The organism is Streptomyces sp. NPDC056160, from assembly GCF_042268205.1.
In the GTDB taxonomy this organism is placed as follows: Bacteria; Actinomycetota; Actinomycetes; order Streptomycetales; family Streptomycetaceae; genus Streptomyces.
On record NZ_JBHJUW010000072.1, the window covers coordinates 21100 to 41357 of the forward strand.

Below are 20258 nucleotides of genomic sequence, written 5' to 3' on the forward strand. Positions count from 1 at the left end.
TTCGGCCCGGTTCTCCACGGCCGTGCGGCCGGCGTGGTCGAGGCCGGTGGAGGCCGGACAGGGCCGGCGGCCTGCCGGGCCGCGCCGCGGCCTCGCAGTGGCGCTCCGTCCGCGAGGCTGAGGCGGCGGCCGGTGCGGCGGCGCGGGACGGGAGGACAGGTGGCCCGCGCCGGCCGGCGGGTCAGGGGGTCTCGACGAGTCCCCCGGCGTCCCGGGCGAGGGCGGTGAGCCGGGATATCGCGCGGAAGTACTTCTTGCGGTAGCCGCCGTTCAGCATCTCCTCGCTGAACAGCCGGTCGAACGGCAGTCCGGAGGCCAGGACGGGCACCTCACGGTCGTAGAGCCGGTCGGCGAGCACGACGAGCCGCAGCGCGGTCGACTGGTCGGGCACCGGCCGCACGCCGGTCAGGCACACGGCCCCGAGCCCGTCGGTGAGGGCGCCGTAGCGGCTCGGGTGCACCTTGGCCAGGTGCTCGAGCAGCTGCGTGAAGTCGTCGAGCGAGGCGTTCGGCGCGGCGTGCGCCGCCTTCGTCACCTGCTCCTCGGAGAACGGCGCCGGTGCCTCGGGCAGGCCGCGGTGGCGGTAGTCCTCGCCGTCGATGCGCAGCGCACGGAAGTGCGCGGACAGGCCCTGGATCTCGCGCAGGAAGTCGGCGGCGGCGAACCGGCCCTCGCCGAGCTTGCCCGGCAGCGTGTTGGAGGTGGCGGCGAGCGCGACCCCCGCGTCGACCAGGCGGCCGAGCAGGGTGGAGACGAGCACGGTGTCGCCGGGGTCGTCCAGCTCGAACTCGTCGATGCACAGCAGCCGGTGCCCGGAGAGGGTCCGGACCGTCTGCTGGAAGCCCAGGGCGCCGACCAGGTTGGTCAGCTCCACGAACGTGCCGAACGCCTTCAGCTCGGGTTCGGCCGGGGTGGCGTGCCACAGGGAGGCCAGCAGGTGCGTCTTGCCGACGCCGTAGCCGCCGTCCAGGTAGACCCCGCGCGGACCGGCGGGCGTCCTGGGCGCCTTCGCCCGGGCCCTGCCGAAGCCGAACAGGCCGCGCCGGGCGGGATCAGCCGCGACCGCACCGCCGAGCCCCGCCGCGAAGCCCTCCAGGACCCGCACGGCCTCCGTCTGGCTCGGCTGCTTCGGGTCGGGGATGTACGTCGCGAAGCGCACCGAGTCGAACCGCGGCGGCGGCACCATCTCGGCGACCAGCCGGTCCGCCGGGACGTGCGGCTCGCGGGCGCACAGGGAGAGCGGGGTGGCACCGGTCACGGGGCTGAGCCGGGAGGCGGCTGTGGAGGACGACACGGTTCCCCATGGTAAGCCGCGTGGAACACTGCACGGCATGCGACGCCTGTTCCCTGTGACCGACGAAACAGCAGCCCAGACCTCGGGCGGTGCCGCCGGGGCCGGAGGTGAGCGCCTGCCCGGCGCCCTCGTGGACCGGGAGTGGACCCTCGCCGAGCTGGCCGGGGCCTACGCCTACCCCGAGCCCGGACCCGGCGGCCGGGAGCCCTGGCTGCGGGCCAACATGGTCTCCACGCTCGACGGGGCGGCGCAGCACGAGGGGCGTTCGCAGCCCATCTCCGGCCCGGCCGACATGCGGATCTTCGGCACGCTGCGGGCGCTGGCCGACGTGGTGGTGGTCGGCGCGGAGACGGTACGGCAGGAGGGGTACCGCCCGGCCCGCGCGCGGGGGGAGTTCGCGGCTCTGCGGGAGGCGGCCGGGCAGGGGCCCGCCCCGGCGATCGCGGTCGTCACCGCCGGCCTGGAACTGGACTTCTCCCTGCCGCTGTTCACCTCGCCCCTGGTGCCCACGCTGATCCTCACAGGCGCCGCCGCGGCCCCGGACCGGATCGCGGCCGCCGAGCGGGCGGGCGCCCGTGTGGTGACCGCGGGTGACGGCGTGGGCATCGATCCCCCACGGGCGGTGCGGGCGCTGGCGGAGCTGGGCCACACCCGCCTGCTGACCGAGGGCGGCCCTCGCCTGCTCGGGCAGCTGGTGGCCTCCGGCGTACTGGACGAGCTGTGCCTGACCGTCGCGCCGATGCTCACCGCGGGTGACGCCCAGCGCATCTCCGGCGGCCCCTCGGTCGCCGTCCCGCACCGTTTCGCCCTGGCCTGTCTGCTGGAGGAGGAGGGGTTCCTGTTCAGCCGTTACCGGCGGACGTGAGGGGGAGCGTGGCCCGTGCGCCGCCGGTAGTCGGAAGGGGTAATTCCGTCCAGGTGGCGGCAGCGGGAGGAATTCCGGCGATACCCGTGCGATCACAGGGCAGGATGGTTTCTGCGGGGGCTGGTTCGGCCCACACGGAGGTAGCGGGAGGGCGCGGCCCTCACACGAGAAAGGGCGTCTGGTGTTCACAAGCGTACTGATGATCGAGAAGGCACTGACGTCCGCCGACGTGGAGTTCGTCACGACCTTGCACGGCGAGGAGCAGGTCCGCTTCCAGGTGCTGCTCCAGCCGCGCGGCGACCAGGCGGACCGGCTGCTGCGGGCCATCGACGACATCGCGCTCGGCGAGATCGACGAGGCAGCGCGCGAGGGCGGGACGCCCGAGGGCGAGGCCGCCAAGGGAGAGGGCGAACAGGCCCTGGACGTCTCCCTGACGGCGCTGCGCGCGGCCGGTGCGGACGCCGAGGGCAGACTCGTCGAGGACCATCCGCTGGACGCGCTCAAGGCCCTGGTCGGCGAGACCGGCGCCGACGAGGTGATCGTGCTGACGGACCCGCACTACGTGGAGGAGTTCTTCCACCGGGACTGGGCCTCGCGGGCCCGCCACAAGGTCGGCGTGCCGGTCCTGAAGCTGTTCTCCCACAGCAAGGCATAGGCTGGGGCGGCGCCCCGCGCCCGCGGTGCGCGCCCGCCCGTACCGACGCCGCACGACCTGGGGAGAACAGCGCATGGCACCCGGCCTTCCTACCGCCATGGACCGACCGCACTTCATCGGCATCGGCGGCGCCGGAATGTCGGGTATCGCCAAGATCCTCGCCCAGCGCGGCGCCCGGGTGGCCGGCAGCGACGCCAAGGACTCGGCGACCGCCGAGGCGCTGCGCGCGCTGGGCGCCACCGTGCACATCGGGCACGCGGCCGGCCACCTGGCCTCCGACGCGACCTGCGTCGTCGTCTCCTCGGCGATCCGCGCGGACAACCCCGAGCTGGTCCGGGCGGCCGAGCTGGGCATCCCGGCCGTCCACCGCTCCGACGCCCTGGCCGCCCTCATGGACGGCCTGCGCCCGATCGCGGTGGCCGGGACCCACGGCAAGACCACCACCACCTCGATGCTGGCGGTCTCCCTCAGCGAGCTGGGCCTGAAGCCGTCGTACGCCATCGGCGGCGACCTGGACGCCCCCGGCTCCAACGCGCTGCACGGCGAGGGCGACATCTTCGTCGCCGAGGCGGACGAATCGGACCGCAGCTTCCACAAGTACGCGCCCGAGGTCGCCATCGTCCTCAACGTCGAACTCGACCACCACGCCAACTACGCGTCCATGGACGAGATCTACGAGTCCTTCGAGACCTTCGCCGCAAGGATCGTCCCCGGCGGCACCCTGGTGATCGCCGCCGACCACGAGGGCGCGCGCGAGCTGGCCCGGCGCCTGCCGGACTCGGTGCGGACGGTGACGTACGGCGAGTCCGAGGACGCCGGCGTACGCATCCTGTCGGTCGTGCCGCAGGGCCTGAAGAGCGAGGTCACCGTGCTGCTGGACGGTGCCGAGCTGACCTTCCGGGTCGCCGTCCCCGGCCGCCACTACGCGCACAACGCCGTCGCCGCGCTCGCCGCCGGCGCCGCCCTCGGCATCCCGGCCGCCGAACTGGCCCCGGCGCTGGCCGCCTACACCGGTGTCAAGCGGCGCCTCCAGCTCAAGGGCGAGGCGGCGGGCGTCCAGGTGATCGACTCCTACGCCCACCACCCCACGGAGATGACGGCCGACCTGGAGGCGATGCGGGCCGCCGCCGGCGACGCCCGGATCCTGGTGGTCTTCCAGCCGCACCTCTTCTCCCGCACCCAGGAACTGGGCAAGGAGATGGGCCAGGCCCTCGCCCTCGCGGACGCCTCCGTCGTCCTGGACATCTACCCGGCCCGCGAGGACCCGATCCCCGGCGTCACCAGTGAACTGATCATCGCCTCCGCCCGGGCCGCGGGCGCCGAGGTCACCGCGGTCCACGACAAGGCCGAGGTCCCCGACGCGATCGCGGGAATGGCGAAGCCCGGTGATCTTGTTCTCACCATGGGCGCGGGCGACGTCACCGACCTCGGACCGCGCATCCTGGACCGTCTGCAGCAGGACTGAGTGAAGGGGCTGAGGGCTCATGGCGTACGAGGTGGACAAGCCGGACGAGCAGTGGCGCGCGGAGCTGAGCCAGGCCGAGTACGCCGTGCTGCGCCAGGCAGGGACGGAGCCCGCCTTCGTCGGCGAGTACACCGACACCAGGACGAAGGGCGTCTACTCCTGCCGGGCCTGCGGCGCGGAGCTGTTCACCTCGGACACGAAGTTCGAGTCGCACTGCGGCTGGCCGTCCTTCTACGACCCGAAGGACACCGAGGCGGTGGAGCTGCTGCAGGACCGCTCCCACGGGATGGTGCGCACCGAGGTGCGATGCGCCCGCTGCGGGTCGCACCTCGGGCACGTGTTCGAGGGTGAGGGGTATCCCACCCCGACCGACCAGCGGTACTGCATCAACAGCATCTCGCTGCGGCTGGCGCCCGCCGAGGACTGAGCCGGGCAGGAGGCGGAACCGGAGCCGGGGCCGGGGCCCCGGGCGGCACTTTGCGGTGGCCCTTCACGGTGGGACACTGGACAATATGGGACACAGGTGGCGCTACCGGCGCCACCGGTTGTTTCGCCGCATCTCCGCAGAGGCGGGTGGAAGACATGGGCACAGCCTCCAACGTCGTACTGGCCATGGCACCGCACCTGTGGGCCACGCTCGGTGCCTTCATCGGCGGGCTCATCATCGTGGTGGTGCTCGTCTGGGCCGTCGGCATGGGCATCGGTGTGATGCGCCGTGAGCCGAAGCGGCCCGAGACGTCCGAGCAGCCGCACCTGCCGGTCACCGGCGCGGTCGAGGAGATCAGCGAGCGGCGCGAGCCGGACGAGGTGCACTGCGGCGACGACGGAAAGCGGCTGCTGCCGCACGAGCTGCACGCCGCGAGCACCCGGCGCAGCCAGGACCAGCACCGCAGCCGCTGGGCCCCGGGCAGCAGCGGCTCCTTCGGCAGCGGAGGCCCCGGCCGCACCTGACCGGACCAGCCACCTGACCGGCCCCCCGGCCGCACTGCCGGACCCGCCGGCCGCACCCGTCCGGACCCACCGGTCGTATGACCCGCCCCGTACGGCACGTGCCGTACGGGGCGGGCGGGCACCCCCCCGGTGGACCCACCTACCGCACCCGCCGTGACGGCCGGAACCGTCGCGGCGGGTGCGGTGGCGTGTCCGCGCGGGCGGCCCCGCGCGCGGCCGCGGCTCGTACGGGTGCTGCAACCCCGCCGCAATCCCGTCCGTCTAGACTCTCTCCGCAACGGCCCGCGCGACCGTGGCCGAGAGCGGGCAGCTACTGCCAACCCGAAGGGTATGCGGCGTTTTGATACGCATGGATTCAGTCACCAAGCGGTACCCGGACGGCACGGTGGCGGTCGACCGGCTCTCGCTGGAGATACCGGACCGTTCGATCACCGTCCTCGTCGGACCGTCCGGGTGCGGCAAGACCACCACCCTGCGCATGATCAACCGCATGGTGGAGCCGAGCGAGGGCCGCATCCTCCTCGACGGCGCCGACATCAAGGAACAGCCCGTCAACACCCTGCGCCGGTCCATGGGTTACGTCATCCAGAACGCCGGGCTCTTCCAGCACCGCACCATCGTCGACAACATCGCCACCGTCCCCAGGCTGCTGGGCTGGAGCAAGCAGAAGTCCCGGGCGCGCGCGGTGGAGTTGATGGAGCGCGTCGGCCTCGACGCCGCCCTCGCCAAGCGGTACCCGTACCAGCTCTCGGGTGGCCAGCAGCAGCGCGTCGGCGTGGCGCGGGCGCTCGCCGCCGATCCGCCGGTGCTGCTGATGGACGAGCCGTTCTCCGCCGTGGACCCGGTGGTGCGCAAGGGCCTCCAGGAGGAACTGCTGCGCATCCAGGACGAGCTGGGCAAGACCATCGTCTTCGTGACCCACGACATCGACGAGGCCATCAAGCTGGGCACCATGGTCGCGGTGCTGCGCACCGGCGGCCGGCTCGCCCAGTTCGCCCCGCCCGCCGAGTTGCTGACCCATCCCGCCGACGCCTTCGTCGAGGACTTCCTCGGCACCGACCGCGGCATCCGCAGGCTGTCCTTCTTCGGGACCGCGGAACTGGAGCTGCTGACCTCGCCGATCGTCGCCGTCGACGCCACCGCCGAGCAGATCGCCGCCCGCACCGCAGCCGACGTGCCCTACCTCCTCGTCACCGACCTCGACGGCCGCCCCCTCGGCTGGAGCGAGCCGCACGACCTGAGGGCCGGACGGATCGACCCCGCCCGGCTGCTGCCCCACGGGCGGCCCTTCGTGCGGGGCGAGGAGTCCCTGCGCGCCGCCCTCGACTGCGCCGTGCTCTCGCCGACCGGCTGGGCGGTCGGCGTGGACGGCGCCGGCCGGGCGGCCGGCGTGGTGTCGCAGCAGACCATCGGGGCGGCCATCCGCGCCGCGCACGCCGGGGGCCGCCCGGACGCCGAAGGGCGCGCGCAAGCCGGCGCGGACGCCGACGCGGACGCCAAGGTCGCCCGATGAACCGCTTCTTCGACCTCCCGAGCGACCTCCAGCACAGCTGGTTCGGCCTGATCGGCCTGCACCTGCGCGAGGCGCTGCTGCCGGTCCTGGCGGGCCTCGTCGTCTCCCTGCCGATCGCCCAGCTGTGCGTGCGCCTGCGCTGGCTGTACCCGCCGGTGCTCGGCCTGACGACGGTGCTCTACGCCGTCCCGTCCCTGGCCTTCATCGTCTTCCTCATCGACTACACCGGCCAGACCGAGCTGACCGTCATGATCCCGCTCGCCGTCTACAGCCTGGTCGTGCTCGTCCCGGCCATCGTCGACGGCGTCCGGGCGGTGCCGCAGGAGACGCTGGCCGCCGCCACCGCCATGGGCCTCGGTCCCGTACGGCGTTACTTCCAGGTGCAGTTGCCCATCGCCGTGCCCGCCATCCTCGCCGGTCTGCGCGTGGCCACGGTGTCGAGCATCTCCCTGGTCAGCGTCGGCATGCTCATCGGCAACCAGGGGGCGCTCGGGAACCTCCTCAACGACGCGAACATCTACCACCGGCCCGAGCTGGCGGTGAACTCCGTGGTCACCACCGCCGTCCTGGCCATCCTGGTCGACGCCGCGCTGGTCGGCGTACGGTTCCTGCTGACCCCGTGGATGCCGCGCGGCACCCGCCGCCGCGGGCCCGGGGCCGCCGAGGACCGGCCGGAGCCGGCCGCGCCCGTACTGGAGGACGCCGCCTGGTGAACGTACTGCACTTCGTCAACGCCTTCTTCAGCGACAGCGCCCACTGGCACGGCTACGACGGCATCCCCACCCGCCTGGTCGAGCACCTGCGCTACTGCCTGATCGCGCTCGCGATCGCCGCGGCCATCGGGCTGCCGGTCGGCCTGGTCACCGGGCACTACGGGCGCGGCGGCAACGTCCTGGCGTTCCTGGCCACCGCCGGGCGGGCGCTGCCCAGTTTCGGCCTGCTGGTGCTGATGACCATGCTGGTCGGTTTCGGCCTGGTCCCCGTCATGGTCCCGCTGGTCGTGCTCGCCGTCCCGCCGATCCTGGTGACCACCTACGAGTCCATGCGCTCCGTCGACCCGTCGCCGGTGGACGCGGCGCGGGGCATGGGCATGCAGGAGTCGCGGATCCTCTTCCAGGTCGAACTGCCCGTGGCACTCCCGCTGATCCTCAGCGGCCTGCGCTCGGGCGCCATCCAGATCGTCTCCACGGCGACCATCGCCGCCTACGTCGGCATCGGCGGCCTCGGCCGCTACGTCATCGACGGCCTCTACCAGCGCAACTACGAGAAGGTGGTGGGCGGCGCCACCCTGGTGGCCGCGCTGGCGCTCGCCACGCTCGTCCTGTTCTGGGCCGCAGCACGGCTCGCGGTGTCACGGGGCGTACGGCGCGGCGTGTGACGCGGGTGGACGGGCCGCGGCCCGGGGGTGCGGTGACAACCGCGGTCCTCCCGGTCGCGGCCCGTCCGCGTCCGCGGCCGCCCTCAGGCCTCGGTCCGAGCCAGTGCCAGTTCCAGTACGACGAGCAGCGCGTCGCGCACCGAGCCGCGCTCACGGGCGTCGAAGACGACCACCGGGACGTGCTCGGACACGTCGAGCGCCCAGCGGACCTCCTCCAAGGGGTGCTCCACCTGGCCGTCGAAGGCGTTGAGCGCCACCGCGAACGGGATCTGCCGGTGCTCGAAGTAGTCGACGGCCGCGTAGCAGTCGTCCAGGCGCCGGGTGTCGACGATGACGAGGCCGCCGACCGCGCCCTCCACGATGTCGTCCCACATGAAGCCGAACCGCTCCTGGCCGGGCGTGCCGAACAGGTACAGCTTCAGCGTCGGGTCGATGGTGATGCAGCCGAAGTCCATGGCGACCGTGGTGGTGGTCTTGCGCGGGGTGTGCGTGAGGTCGTCCACGCCGGCGGCGACCTCGGTGATGGCCGCCTCGGTGGTCAGCGGCTCGATCTCGGAGATGGAGCCGACCGCGGTGGTCTTCCCCACGCCGAAACCGCCCGCGATCACCATCTTCACCGGAAGCGGCGGTCGTACGGTGCTCGGCCCGGCCGCCGCGGCGGTGCCGCGGGCGAGTTGTTCAGTCGGTGTCACGGAGTACTCCCCGGGAGTCGGGGATGGCCCGCAGGCCATCGATAACCCTGCGCAGGACGGAGGCGTCGTGGGTGGCGCCGGAGTCGGGCACGTGCACCGTCAGCCGCCCCTCGGCGCGCAGGTCCTCGGCGAGGACCCGCACCACGTTGAGGTGCAGCCGCAGCCGGGCCGCGAGTTCCGCGACCGACTGCGGCAGGCGGCAGGCGGCGATGATGTCGTGCTGCTCGAAGGAGAGGTCGTCCAGCGACGCGAGCCCGGCGGCGGTGGCCACCACCTGGGTCTCCACGGGCACCGGACGGCCGGCGGCGGTGGGCGCCACCCGGCCGGCCGTGACCAGGAAAGGCCGCACGGCGGGGGCGGGGCCCACCGGGTCTCCTCCCGGGGGCGGGGAGCCGTCCGCCATGGGGTCTTCTTCCTTCCTCGGCCGGCGGTGACCGCTCAGCGCGTCGACGCGGCGCCGACGCTGTTCTTCAGTTCGAGGACGAGCTGCGGACTGAGCGCGGCACCGGCCCGGTTGGCGAACAGCGTCATCTCGTAGGCGATGTTGCCGAGCTTGGCCTCCTTGTCGGTGACCACGCCGAGCACCGCGCCGCTGCCGATCGCGGACACCAGGACGTGACCGCCCTCCAGGTCGATGATGACCTTGTTGAGGGCGCCCAGGCGGTAGTTGCCGGAGGCGCCGGCGGCCAGGCTGGTGATGCCGGAGACGATGGCGGCCAGCCGCTCGGAGTCGGCGTGCTCGCGCAGCTGCGACACCGCGATGAGCAGTCCGTCGGAGGAGACGGCGATGGCGTCGACGACACCGGCGGTCTCCGTCGCGAAGCGGTTGAGCAGCCAGGTGAAGTCGGCTGCGGCGGCCTGCAGATCGGTCGGCGGGGTGCCTCCCGTCGGAGTGTCACCTGTCGACGTGCTCACTGCTCGGCTCCTTTCGGGAGGTCGTTCTGGTGGTGCTTCTCGGGGGTGTCGCCGGTGTCGCCGGTGTCGGCGGGGCCGGGCTCGGCGGAGGCGGTCGGGGGCGGGTCGTCGGGGCGGTGGCCGGCGGCGGTGTCGCGGTGGGCGCGTTCCACCGCGGCCTCGAACTCCTCCAGCGCGGACCGTACGGCGTCGGCGTCGGCGGGCCGTACGTCCTCGCGGGCGCCCGGGGCGGGGCCGTCGGCGGCGCGCAGGGTCGCGCCGCGCACGCGTCGGCGCAGGGGACGGGAGGCCGCCGTCCCGCCGGGCTCCTCCTGGCCCGGCGCCGGCCGGCCGGACGCCGCCTGTGCCGGGATGGTCTCCTTGCGGGCCCGGGGAATGAACGGGGTCCGCGCCGCGGGCCGGCCGGCGGCCGGATCACGGTCCGCCGTCGTCTCCCCGCCGGACGCGCCGGGGGCCGTGTCGCGCCGGGGGAGGCGGCGGGGGAGCGAACCGGGCTCGTCGCCGCCGGGGGCGGGTTGCGGCACCACGGCGGCCGACGGCCTCGGCCCGGTGACCTCACCGGCACCGGTGGCAGCCGTGGCGTCCGTGGCGCCGGCCGTGACCTCGCTGCCGGCCGGCTTCGCCGAGCTGCCGTCGGCGGCCTGCGAACCGTCGGTCACCGAACCGGGGGCCAGCAGCAGCGCGGGCGGGATCGTGACCTCCGCCGTGACACCGCCGCCCGGGGTGCGGGTGAGGGCGACCCCGACCTCCCAGCGGCGGGCCAGCGTGCCCACCACGAAGAGGCCGAGCACCTTTGTCGGCACGACGTCGAGGCGTTCGCGGTGGATCAGGCGGGCGTTCTCCTCGGCCAGGCGCTCGGCGCTCATGCCGAGCCCGTGGTCGGTGACCGCGATCGACGCGCCCTCGGCGCCGGACCGCACGGTCACCTCGACGGGGCTGCCCGCCGGGGAGAACGACACCGCGTTCTCCAGGAGTTCGGCCACCATCAGCGTCAGGTCGCCGACGATGTCCGGTGCGACCATGATCTCGGTCCCGGCGTACAGCCGCACCCGCTGGTAGCCCTCGATCTGGCCGAGCGCGGCCCGGACCACGTTGGTCAGCGCGGTGGGGACGGAGTCCAGGACGGCCTCGCGGATGCCGGCCAGCAGCATCAGGCTGTCGGCGTTGCGGCGCAGGCGCACGGCGATGTGGTCGATGGAGTAGAGGCGTTCGAGCAGGGCGGGGTCGGTCTCACCGCGCTCCACCGCGTCGATCAGCGCGAGCTGGCGGGTGGTGAGGTTGCTGACGCGGCGGCCGACGTTGCCGAACATCTCGGCGACGTTGCGGCGGCTGAGCACCTGGCGCTCCAGCAGCGCCGCGGCGGTGGTCTGCACCTGGTTGAAGGCCGCCGCCAGGTCGCCGATCTCGTCGCGCGCGGTGACGGGCACGTCCTTCAGGCGCGGGGGCCCGGTGTCGTCGGAGTCGTCGTCGGCGACCCGGGCGAGTTCCCGCCCGGTGGCCGCGGAGACCTCCTGCGCGGCCCCGGTGAGCGCCTGCACCGGCCGGACCACCGAGCGGCGCACGGCCACCGAGAAGCCGAGCCAGAGGAGGAAGCCGAGCAGGGCGGCGGCCAGCAGCCCGGCGGCCCGCCACCACGCGTCCGTCGAGGCGTCGTCCGCCGTGTCGGCGATCTCGTCGATGAGCGAGGAGGCGATCTCCAGGCGGGAGGCGGCCTGTTCGGGGTAGGAGGGGTAGTCGCCCAGCGCGTCCTGGAAGGCGCGGCGGATCCGGTCCGGGGAGTTCGCCTGGAGACTGCTCGGGTCGATCTGCAGTTCGGCGTACGCCTCGGTGATCCGGCGCTGCGCGGCGGTGTGCTCCACCTCCGCGAGCCGGTCGGCCTGTGCCACGGTGGCGAACCGGGAGAAGCGGTCGGCCTGGTAGGTGTACAGCTCGTGCGAGCCGACCGCGCCGGTGAACTCGATGAGCGCGTTGGTGTCGCCGGTCGTCGCCGAGAACACGCTCGTCTCGAAGGAACTGTGCGCGGCGTCCGCGCGCAGCAGGGAGTCCAGCAGGTTGCCGGTGAAGGTGGCCGCGAGTGCCGCGTTCCGGTCGAGTCCGAGGCCGTCGATCAGGTTCTTCGAGGCGCCCGTGTAGGCCGGGTCGATGTTGTCGGCGGGCAGGTAGCCCTCCTCCACGGTGCCGCGCAGGCTGGTGAGGCCCTCGATCTCCCTGAGGGCCTGCGCCTCGGTGCCCGGAAGCCGGTCGCCGAACGCCTGCCGCACCGCCGCGACCTGCGCGTCGACCGCGCCCTGCGCCCTGCGGTAGGCGGTGGTCGAGGGCCGGGCGCCGATGCCCTGGGCCTCGTAGCGCACGGAGAGCAGGACGGCCTGCTGGTGCTCGGCCTCCACCCGGTCGACGAGGGCCGCGACCTGGGCGCTGTCCCGTACCAGCCGGGCCGCGTCCGCCGCGTCCCTGGCCTGGCCGGCCTGGCCCGCGATCAGGTAGGCGAGCAGCAGGCCGACCACGGCGAGCGGGACGCCGACCAGGACGTTGAGTTTGCGCCGGAAGGGCCACCGGTCGGCGAATCCCCGGATGCCACCGGCCCGGGGCGGTGGGGCCTGCCGTGGGGGCGCGTCCACCTCGTTCGTGGACACCGGGCCTCCTTCGAAGGGTGTCTCCACCCGGGACGATCGTGACGACGATGATGCGCGACGACACCGGAGCGGCCCCCGTACACCGCTGTGACCAATGTCAACTTCGTGAAATGTACCGCCTCTTAGAAGCGGCGTTCGGCCCGTCCCATCAAGAATGCGTTACGAAGCAATCGCTTGCACTTCACAAGCGCTCCGGGATCGAAGCCAATCGGTGACCTGGCCGCACTTGACTGATCAAGAAGTGGCTGGATTGGATCAGTAAAGTGCGGCGCCCCGCATGCCGCGCTCCCTTGTCCACGACACGCCCCCCACGACTTCCTAACCCGGAACGGGAATTGTGACTTCTTACGCGAAGAGCACCAGGTCCAGCACGAGGCACGCCGGCGTGGCCGCCGTCGCCCTCGCCGCCACCGTCGCCCTCGTCGCCGGGTGTTCGTCCTCCGACGACAAGTCCGGCGGCGACCCGCTGGCGGGCGGCAAGGCGAGCGGCGACAGCGTGGTCGTCGGCTCCAACAACTTCGCCGAGAGCATCCTGCTGGCCGACATCTACGGCGAGGCCCTGAAGGCGAAGGGCGTCAAGGTCACCTACAAGCACAACATCGGCAGCCGCGAGACCACGTACGGCCTGCTCAAGAACGGCTCCGTGACCGTCCTGCCCGAGTACAACGGCGCGTTGCTGGCCTACCTCGACAAGAACGCCGCCCCGAAGACGGTCGCCGCCACCACGGCCGCCATCGGCGCCAAGCTCGACCCCAAGCTGACGGTGCTGGAACCGTCGCCCGCGCAGAACAAGGACTCGGTCACCGTCAACGCCGCGACGGCGAAGAAGTACGCCCTGACGGCCAAGTCCTCCATCGCGGACCTCAAGGACGCCGCGAAGGACATGGTCATCGGCGCCTCGCCGGAGTTCCAGACCCGCCAGCAGGGCCTGCTGGGCCTGAAGTCGCTCTACGGGCTGGAGTTCAAGTCCTTCAAGGCGCTGGACGCGGGCGGCCCGCTGACCCAGGCGGCGCTGAAGAAGGACACCGTGCAGGCGGCGGACGTCTTCACCACGGACCCGGCCATCGCCAAGGAGAAGTTCGTCGTCCTCCAGGACCCGAAGAACCTCTTCGGGTTCGAGAACGTCCAGCCGCTCGTCCACAAGGGCGGACTCGACCAGAAGGGCACCGACGCGCTCAACGCGCTCTCCGCCAAGCTGGACACGGCCACGCTGCTGGACCTGGACACCCAGGTGCAGTCGCAGAACAAGGACCCGCTGGACGTCGCCACGGCCTGGCTGAAGTCGGCCGGTCTCGTCTGACCCCCCGGGCCCCACGAGGACACGGCGGTGAACAGCGCGACGCGGGCGCCCCGGGACGCGGGGGACACCCGCGTCGCGCTGGACGGCCGCCGCCTCTCGCTGCCCGGCGTGGTCCGCCTGGCCGACGCCGCGGCCGAACCCGTCGTACCGGCCGCCGCGCTGGCCCGGGCGCACCGCTCCTGGCGGGCGGCCGGGCGGCTCGCCGCCGGCGGCAGGCTCTACGGCCGGGGCACCGGCGTCGGCGCGCACCGCTCGGTGACGGTGGACAGCGGGGAGGAGAGCGAGCACGGCCTGCGGCTGCTGCGCAGCCACGCGGGCGGGGCGGGCGCGCTGCTCCCGGCCCGCCAGGTACGGGCGATGCTGGCGATCCGCGCCAACCAGCTCCTCGCCGGCGGTTCCGGCATCCAGCCCGCCTTCGTCACCGCCCTCACCGAGGCCCTGCGGCTCGGCGTCCACCCGGCCGTCAACGAGTACGGCGGCCTCGGCACCGGAGACCTGACGGCCCTGGCCCAGACGGGCCTGACCCTGATCGGTGAACGCCCCTGGCTGAACGACGCCCCGGCGGGCGCCGGACCGTCCCCCGCCACCCTGCCGTACGGCCGCCCGCCCGGCCGCGGCGGGCCGGACCGCGCCACGGACACCGCCGTCCCCGCGCTGCCCGCCCCCGTCGTCCCGCGGCCCGGCGACGCGCTCGCGCTGCTCAGCAGCAACGCCCTCACCCTCGGCCAGGCCGCGCTCGGCTGCCACGGCCTCGACGTGCTGCTGCGGGCCGCTCACGCCGTGGCGGCCCTGTCGCTCGCCGCCGTCTCCGGTTCCCTGGAGGCGTACGCGGCCGAGGTCCACGCGCTGCGCCCCTACCCGGGCGTCACCCGCGCCGCCGCGGAGGTACGGCGGCTGCTCGGCGCGCCCGGCCGGCCGCACGGCCCCGGCGAGCACCGGATCCAGGACCCGTTCGGCTTCCGGGCCTTCCCGCAGGCGCACGGCCCCGCCCTGGACGCGGCGGACGCGCTGCGGCACATCGTCGAGGTGGAGGTCAACTGCCCCTCGGAGAACCCGCTCATCGGGCCCGACGGCACGGCGGCCTACCATCACGGCGGCTTCTACGCGGCGCCGCTCGGCCTCGCCCTGGACGCCCTCGGCCTCGCCGTGCTCCAGACCGCCCAGCTGTCCGCCGCCCGCCTCGCCGCGCTCGGCCGCCCGGACCTCACCGGCCTGCCCGCCTTCCTCGCCCGCGGACCGGCCGGCAGCTCCGGCACGATGATCCTGGAGTACACGGCCCACTCCGCCCTCGCCGAGCTGCGGGCCTGCGCCACGCCCGCATCGACCGGCCACGCGGTGCTCTCCCACGGCCTGGAGGAGGCCGCCAGCTTCGCCTCCCAGGCGGCCCGCCAGACCCTGCGCGCGGTGGACGCCTACACGACCGTACTGGCCTGCGAACTGGTCGTCGCCGTGCGGGCGCTGCGGCTGCGCGCCGAGCCGCCGCGTGCCGCGGCCTTCGCCGTGGCCGCCGCCGCGCTGCCCGCGGGCACCGAGGACCGCCCGTTGACGGCGGACGTCGCCACCGCGGGCGAACTCCTGCCGGTGCTGGCCGAGTTGTGAGCGCGAAGGCGGGTGACGGCGGGCGGCGCGGTGGCGCCGGGGGCGGTCCTCAGAGGTCGAACTCGTGCGGCGGCAGGTCCAGGGCGTAGCAGGCCTCGCGGACCACGGCCTGCTCGGTCTTGTCGAAGTCGCCGTCCGCGCCGCCGATCACGATGCCGATCTGGACGACGGCGCGCGCCTCCGCCGGCTTCTTCTTCGCCTTGGCGATCTCCTGGAGCACGCTCACCTTGCCGAAGTCGAAGTCGGCGGTCAGCTTGTCCAGGTTCTCCTCGAAGCGGCGGCGCAGGTCGTCCGCGGGGAAGTTCTGCAGGACCTCGTTGGTGGCGATCAGCTGCGCGACGCGCCGGCGCTCCGACGGATCCACGGTGCCGTCGGCGGCGGCCACGAGGGCGCACATCGCCATGCTCGCGTCGCGGAAGGCGCCGCTCTTCAGGTCGTTCTTCTTCGCCGCCAGCTGGGTCTGCATCTGCGTCGCGGAATCCTTGATGCGGTCCCACAGGGCCATGGTGTTCTCCAAGTGTCGGATGGTTCAGATCTACAGCACCGTAGAAACTAGCGGGGCGCCGGATAAGTTCCACACCCAGGATCTTTTAAATAAACCGCCTGACCGGTTTCCAATGGCTAGGCTTTCGCCCGGCTTTGATGGCTATTCAGCCGAAGATTCCGAGTAAATCGGCCCCGATCGCGCCCTGGTGAGGGCCAGGACGCGTGGGCTATCGTGGAGGAGAAGGAGAAACAAACAGCATGCCCCGTTCGTTATACCTGGAGTGTTCTGGCCATGCCGAGGCAGTTGCGTGCCGAGCGGACGCGCTCGACGATCATCACGGCGGCTGCCGACCTGTTCGACCGGAACGGCTACGAACGGACCAGCCTCAGCGACATCGTCGAGCACGCGCAGGTCACCAAGGGCGCCCTGTACTTCCACTTCGCGGCCAAGGAGGATCTCGCCCACGCCATCATGGAGTTGCAGTCCAGGGCCGTGCGCCAGGTGACGGGCGAGGTGGAGGAGCGGGACTGCCCGTCGCTGGAAGCGCTGATGCGCATCACGTTCGCGTTCACACGGTTGTCCGTCGAAGGGCCGGTCGTCCGCGCGGGGTTCCGGCTGGCCACGGGCGGCGTGGAGGTACGGCCTCCGCTGCGGCACCCCTTCACCGAGTGGCTGGAGATCGCCACCACCCGGCTCCTCGGCGCGGTCAAGGAGGCCGACGTCCACCCCGACGTCGACGTCCATGCCGCCGCGCGTTCCCTGGTCTCCTTCTTCGTCGGCACCCGCGTCACGGCCCGGCCGCTGGAACCGGTGGCACGGCTGCCGCGCAGGACGACCGAGATGTGGCACCTGCTGATCCGGGGCCTGGTGCCGCTGCCCCGGCGGCCGCGCTATCTGGGCCTCGCCGCACAACTGGAACGCGAAGCCGGGGCCGCCGGCCCGCCGGCCCGCTGACCGCCGCCGCGGCGGACCGCGCCGCGCGGCGGCGTGGTCCGCCGGCCACCACCGGCGCGGACTGGACTTTCGGCAGTGGTCGAACGGCGTCGGAGGTCCGTACCGTCGTCCCCGTGGAGAGCGCAATCATCAACGGCGGGACGGTGACCGCAACCACCTTCGCGCGGCGCGTACTTGATCCTGGGGCCGTTCACACCGCGGCCGCCGCTCCGAGCATGCTGAACCCGTGGTGGGCCGTCCCGAACGCCGTGGCCGCGTTCCTGGCGGGCCGCCGGGGGAACAGCCACGTGACGACTCCCGCACCCGCGGCCACGACGGCCGCCGCACCGGGCGGCCGACCGGCCCCGGCCTTCTTGCGTGGTTCTCGTTCCATGAGGTCCGACCGTAGAGGCGGGAAGCGCCCGGCACCCGGGCCCAACGGCAACGCCCGCCCCTGACGATCGTCGGGGTCGACCACGGCGGGTGCCTTCGTTCCGCGCCACCGGGCCCGCCCGTGGGGCGGGTTCGGCGGTGATTCACGCGATGGTGTGATGGGATGGCTGCCGGAGGATGGCTCCTGAACCTCCCGGGTAGGGCCCGGCCATGACGCAGCAGCCCTTCGAACTCCCGTACTTCTACATGCCGTATCCCGCACGGCTGAACCCGCACCTCGACGAGGCGCGCGCCCATTCGACGCAGTGGGCGCGCGACATGGGCATGCTGGAGGGCTCCGGGGTCTGGGAGCAGTCCGACCTGGACGCGCACGACTACGGACTGCTGTGCGCCTACACCCACCCCGACTGCGACGGACCCGCCCTCTCCCTGATCACCGACTGGTACGTGTGGGTCTTCTTCTTCGACGACCACTTCCTGGAGACGTTCAAGCGCAGCCAGGACCGGGCCGGCGGCAAGGCCTACCTGGACCGGTTGCCCCTGTTCATGCCGCTCGACCCCGCCGCCCCCGTCCCCGAGCCGGAGAACCCCGTGGAGGCGGGCCTGGCCGACCTGTGGGCGCGTACGGTGCCGTCGATGTCGGCCGACTGGCGGCGCCGGTTCGCGGTGGCCACCGAGCACCTGCTGAACGAGTCCCTGTGGGAGCTGTCCAACATCAACGAGGGGCGGATCGCCAACCCCGTCGAGTACATCGAGATGCGCCGCAAGGTCGGCGGCGCCCCCTGGTCGGCGGGGCTCGTGGAGTACGCCACCGCCGAAGTGCCCGCCTCGGTCGCCGGGTCCAGGCCGCTCAGGGTGCTGATGGAGACGTTCTCCGACGCCGTGCACCTGCGCAACGACCTGTTCTCCTACCAGCGGGAGGTGGAGGACGAGGGCGAACTGAGCAACGGCGTGCTGGTCCTGGAGACCTTCTTCGGCTGCACCACCCAGGAGGCCGCCGACACCGTCAACGCCGTCCTCACCTCACGCCTGCACCAGTTCGAGCACACCGCGCTCACCGAGGTGCCCGCCGTGGCCGCGGAGAACGGCCTCACCCCCGGCCAGGTCGCGGCGGTGGCGGCGTACACCAAGGGCCTGCAGGACTGGCAGTCGGGCGGTCACGAGTGGCACCTGCGCTCCAGCCGGTACATGAACGCACGGGCGCGCCCGACCAGCCCCTGGCGGCCCCCGTCCGGACCCGGCACCGCGGCCGTCGACGTGGGCGCCCTGCTCGCCGCGGCCGGCGCCGAACGCCTGCGCGCGTACACCCACGTCCCGTACGAGAAGGTCGGCCCCTCCCGCATCCCCGACCTGTACATGCCCTACCGGCTGGAGCTGAGCCCGCACCTGGACCGCTCCCGGCTGCGGCTCGCCGACTGGTGCCACCGCACGGGCATCCTCACGGAAGGCGTCTGGGACGAGGACAAGCTCGCCGCCTACGACCTCGCCCTGTGCTCCGCGGGGATCGACCCGGACGCGACCCCCGAAGCGCTCGACCTGAGCGCGCAGTGGCTCGCCTGGGGCACGTACGGCGACGACTACTACCCGCTGGTCTACGGCCACCGCCGTGACCTCGCCGCCGCCCGGACGACCACGGCCCGCCTGTCGGCGTGCATGCCCGTCGACGGCGAGGAGGCCGTCGTCCCGCTCGACGCCATGGAGCGCGGCCTGACCGACCTGTGGGCGCGGACCACCGCCGAGATGACCCCCGACCAGCGGCGCACCCTGAAGCACGCGATCGACTCGATGACCGAGAGCTGGGTGTGGGAGCTGTCCAACCAGTTGCAGAACCGCGTGCCCGACCCCGTCGACTACCTGGAGATGAGGCGTGCCACCTTCGGCTCCGACCTCACCCTCAGCCTGTGCCGGACGGGCTACGGCCCGTCGATCCCGCCCGAGGTCTACCGCAGCGGGCCGGTCCGCTCGCTGGAGAACGCGGCCGTCGACTACGCCTGCCTGCTCAACGACGTCTTCTCCTACCAGAAGGAGATCGAGTACGAGGGCGAGATCCACAACGCGATCCTGGTCGTGCAGCACTTCTTCGGCATCGGCTATCCCGCCGCGCTCGACGTGGTGCACGACCTGATGACCCAGCGCATGCGTCAGTTCGAACACGTCGTCGCCCACGAACTGCCCGTCGTATGCGAAGACTTCGAGTTGTCCCGGGAGGCCCGCGCGGCCGTGCACGGGTATGTCGCCGACCTGCAGAACTGGATGGCCGGCATCCTGCACTGGCACAGCGAGGTGAACCGCTACAAGGCCGATTGGCTGGCCCGCCGGGCCCACGCCTTCCTCCCGGACCGCCCCCCGGCACCCGCGCTGCCCGTCGGCTGAGCGGGCGCCGGGGGAGACGTGCGGCTCCTGCGGGGGGCCGGGGCGCCGCAGCGCGCCCTGGTCCACGACGATCTCGCCCAGCCCGCGGATGAGGGCCACCCGCGCCTCCTCCGCCGGCCGATGAGCCCGGCCGAGCCCTCGGAGTCGGCGTAGAGCACGGAGCCGGCGCCGCACGTGGAGCAGGGCCCGCCCGAGGCGTCGCCCGCGACCGGCTCCAGGGGGCCGCCGGAGGTGAGCCGGACCGGCTCGGCACGGTCGGCGCCGTCCAGGTCGAACTCGAAGGGGAAGGCGACGGGTTCGGCCAGGCAGGGGTGGTGTCGCGGCAGTCGCAGGAGGTGATCGCTCATGCGGGGGAACGTGACAGCCGCCGGCGGCTTCAGTCTCACCCGTTCGTGGCTCGTGGCGGGCGCGGGCGCCGGGTAGTCACCAGCCGGAGGCCGGAGCAGGCCGAAGGAGAACGATGGAACAGACTGCGTTGCGTCCCAAGCCGTTGCCCGGCGGAAAGTCCGGCGGGACCGCCCCGCGCGAGCGTGCCTGCGGTCCGCGGACCGGGAGCGGGAGGGTGCGCCGGTGGCCGGCCGCGCTGTGCGGCCTGCTCGCGGGCCTGGTCCTGCTGCTGGCGGGCGTCGGCCTGGGGGCGGTGGGCGCCACGGTCATCGGCCTGAGCAGGCTCACCGAGGCGCAGCGACTGGCGGGCGCGGCGGGTGTGGGCGGCGTGTCGGGTGTGACCGGTGCAGCCGGTCAGGCGGCGGCAGCCGGGCGGGCGCCGTCGCCCCTCGGCACCGCCCGGAAGCTGAAGGACAAGCAGGACC

19 protein-coding genes and 1 pseudogene are annotated in these 20258 nt (G+C 73.1%); 13 read left to right on the plus strand and 7 right to left on the minus strand.

What is annotated here, in order from left to right:
* Positions 1 to 181: 181 nt before the first annotated feature.
* A complete protein-coding gene (zapE, locus tag ACFC02_RS24870) occupies positions 182 to 1294 on the minus strand; it encodes a cell division protein ZapE (RefSeq protein WP_376361344.1) in 1113 nt (370 codons plus the stop codon).
* A gap of 37 nt (positions 1295 to 1331) precedes the next feature.
* Between zapE and ACFC02_RS24875 the strand changes: the two genes are divergently transcribed.
* The 8 genes from ACFC02_RS24875 to ACFC02_RS24910 all read left to right on the plus strand — a co-directional run bounded on the left by ACFC02_RS24875 (position 1332) and on the right by ACFC02_RS24910 (position 8121).
* On the plus strand, positions 1332 to 2159 hold the full coding sequence (locus tag ACFC02_RS24875) for a pyrimidine reductase family protein (protein ID WP_376361347.1): 828 nt from the start codon (positions 1332 to 1334) through the stop codon (positions 2157 to 2159).
* A 181-nt stretch (positions 2160 to 2340) separates the two neighbouring features.
* Positions 2341 to 2814, plus strand: a complete 474-nt coding sequence (locus ACFC02_RS24880; RefSeq protein ID WP_376361350.1) for an indole-3-glycerol phosphate synthase — start codon at positions 2341 to 2343, stop codon at positions 2812 to 2814.
* A 73-nt stretch (positions 2815 to 2887) separates the two neighbouring features.
* On the plus strand, positions 2888 to 4279 hold the full coding sequence (gene murC, locus ACFC02_RS24885) for a UDP-N-acetylmuramate--L-alanine ligase (RefSeq protein WP_376361353.1): 1392 nt from the start codon (positions 2888 to 2890) through the stop codon (positions 4277 to 4279).
* 19 nt (positions 4280 to 4298) lie between these two features.
* Complete coding sequence (gene msrB, locus ACFC02_RS24890) at positions 4299 to 4706, plus strand: peptide-methionine (R)-S-oxide reductase MsrB (RefSeq protein WP_376361356.1); 408 nt, start codon at positions 4299 to 4301, stop codon at positions 4704 to 4706.
* Between the two features lie 155 nt (positions 4707 to 4861).
* On the plus strand, positions 4862 to 5230 hold the full coding sequence (locus tag ACFC02_RS24895; protein WP_376361359.1) for a DUF6479 family protein: 369 nt from the start codon (positions 4862 to 4864) through the stop codon (positions 5228 to 5230).
* A gap of 340 nt (positions 5231 to 5570) precedes the next feature.
* Positions 5571 to 6743, plus strand: coding sequence for an ABC transporter ATP-binding protein (locus tag ACFC02_RS24900; protein ID WP_376361362.1), 1173 nt, complete (start codon positions 5571 to 5573; stop codon positions 6741 to 6743).
* Entirely contained in the window at positions 6740 to 7456 is a 717-nt protein-coding gene (locus tag ACFC02_RS24905; RefSeq protein WP_376361365.1) for an ABC transporter permease, read from the plus strand. Before ACFC02_RS24900 ends, ACFC02_RS24905 begins: the two co-directional genes overlap by 4 nt.
* The gene (locus tag ACFC02_RS24910; protein ID WP_360964005.1) at positions 7453 to 8121 is read left to right on the plus strand and encodes an ABC transporter permease subunit; all 669 of its coding nucleotides are present in this window, start codon (positions 7453 to 7455) and stop codon (positions 8119 to 8121) included. Before ACFC02_RS24905 ends, ACFC02_RS24910 begins: the two co-directional genes overlap by 4 nt.
* Before the next feature lie 83 nt (positions 8122 to 8204).
* On the opposite strand, the gene ACFC02_RS24915 is transcribed toward ACFC02_RS24910, so the two are convergent.
* From ACFC02_RS24915 to ACFC02_RS24930, 4 genes are read right to left on the minus strand one after another with little or no spacing between them, the layout of a single operon-like run.
* Positions 8205 to 8813 (minus strand): ATP/GTP-binding protein, encoded by a 609-nt coding sequence (locus tag ACFC02_RS24915; protein ID WP_376361368.1) that lies wholly within the window; start codon positions 8811 to 8813, stop codon positions 8205 to 8207.
* Positions 8800 to 9216, minus strand: coding sequence for a DUF742 domain-containing protein (locus ACFC02_RS24920; protein ID WP_376361371.1), 417 nt, complete (start codon positions 9214 to 9216; stop codon positions 8800 to 8802). The genes ACFC02_RS24915 and ACFC02_RS24920 overlap by 14 nt, the downstream gene beginning before the upstream one ends.
* A gap of 35 nt (positions 9217 to 9251) precedes the next feature.
* Positions 9252 to 9728: a roadblock/LC7 domain-containing protein gene (locus ACFC02_RS24925; RefSeq protein ID WP_376361374.1), complete on the minus strand. Its 477-nt coding sequence runs from the start codon at positions 9726 to 9728 to the stop codon at positions 9252 to 9254.
* A complete protein-coding gene (locus ACFC02_RS24930; protein WP_376361377.1) occupies positions 9725 to 12361 on the minus strand; it encodes an ATP-binding protein in 2637 nt (878 codons plus the stop codon). The genes ACFC02_RS24925 and ACFC02_RS24930 overlap by 4 nt, the downstream gene beginning before the upstream one ends.
* A 337-nt stretch (positions 12362 to 12698) precedes the next feature.
* Between ACFC02_RS24930 and ACFC02_RS24935 the strand changes: the two genes are divergently transcribed.
* Complete coding sequence (locus ACFC02_RS24935) at positions 12699 to 13661, plus strand: ABC transporter substrate-binding protein (protein WP_376361380.1); 963 nt, start codon at positions 12699 to 12701, stop codon at positions 13659 to 13661.
* 27 nt (positions 13662 to 13688) lie between these two features.
* Positions 13689 to 15260 carry an aromatic amino acid lyase gene (locus ACFC02_RS24940; RefSeq protein ID WP_376361383.1) on the plus strand — a complete coding sequence of 524 codons (1572 nt, stop codon included), beginning with the start codon at positions 13689 to 13691 and terminating at the stop codon, positions 15258 to 15260.
* A 49-nt stretch (positions 15261 to 15309) separates the two neighbouring features.
* Here the strand turns inward: ACFC02_RS24940 and ACFC02_RS24945 are convergent, their stop codons facing one another.
* Positions 15310 to 15765, minus strand: coding sequence for a TerB family tellurite resistance protein (locus tag ACFC02_RS24945; protein WP_360964263.1), 456 nt, complete (start codon positions 15763 to 15765; stop codon positions 15310 to 15312).
* Positions 15766 to 16038: 273 nt separating this feature from the next.
* Between ACFC02_RS24945 and ACFC02_RS24950 the strand changes: the two genes are divergently transcribed.
* Positions 16039 to 16701, plus strand: coding sequence for a ScbR family autoregulator-binding transcription factor (locus ACFC02_RS24950; RefSeq protein ID WP_376361386.1), 663 nt, complete (start codon positions 16039 to 16041; stop codon positions 16699 to 16701).
* 190 nt (positions 16702 to 16891) lie between these two features.
* Here ACFC02_RS24950 and ACFC02_RS24955 read toward each other — a convergent pair whose 3' ends face one another.
* Complete coding sequence (locus ACFC02_RS24955) at positions 16892 to 17074, minus strand: hypothetical protein (RefSeq protein ID WP_376361389.1); 183 nt, start codon at positions 17072 to 17074, stop codon at positions 16892 to 16894.
* A 209-nt stretch (positions 17075 to 17283) separates the two neighbouring features.
* On the opposite strand from ACFC02_RS24955, the gene cyc2 reads away from it, so the two are divergent.
* Positions 17284 to 19446, plus strand: coding sequence for a germacradienol/geosmin synthase Cyc2 (gene cyc2 / locus ACFC02_RS24960; protein ID WP_376361392.1), 2163 nt, complete (start codon positions 17284 to 17286; stop codon positions 19444 to 19446).
* A 460-nt stretch (positions 19447 to 19906) separates the two neighbouring features.
* Positions 19907 to 20258 (plus strand): annotated as a pseudogene (locus tag ACFC02_RS24965) (PDZ domain-containing protein); the annotation flags it as partial.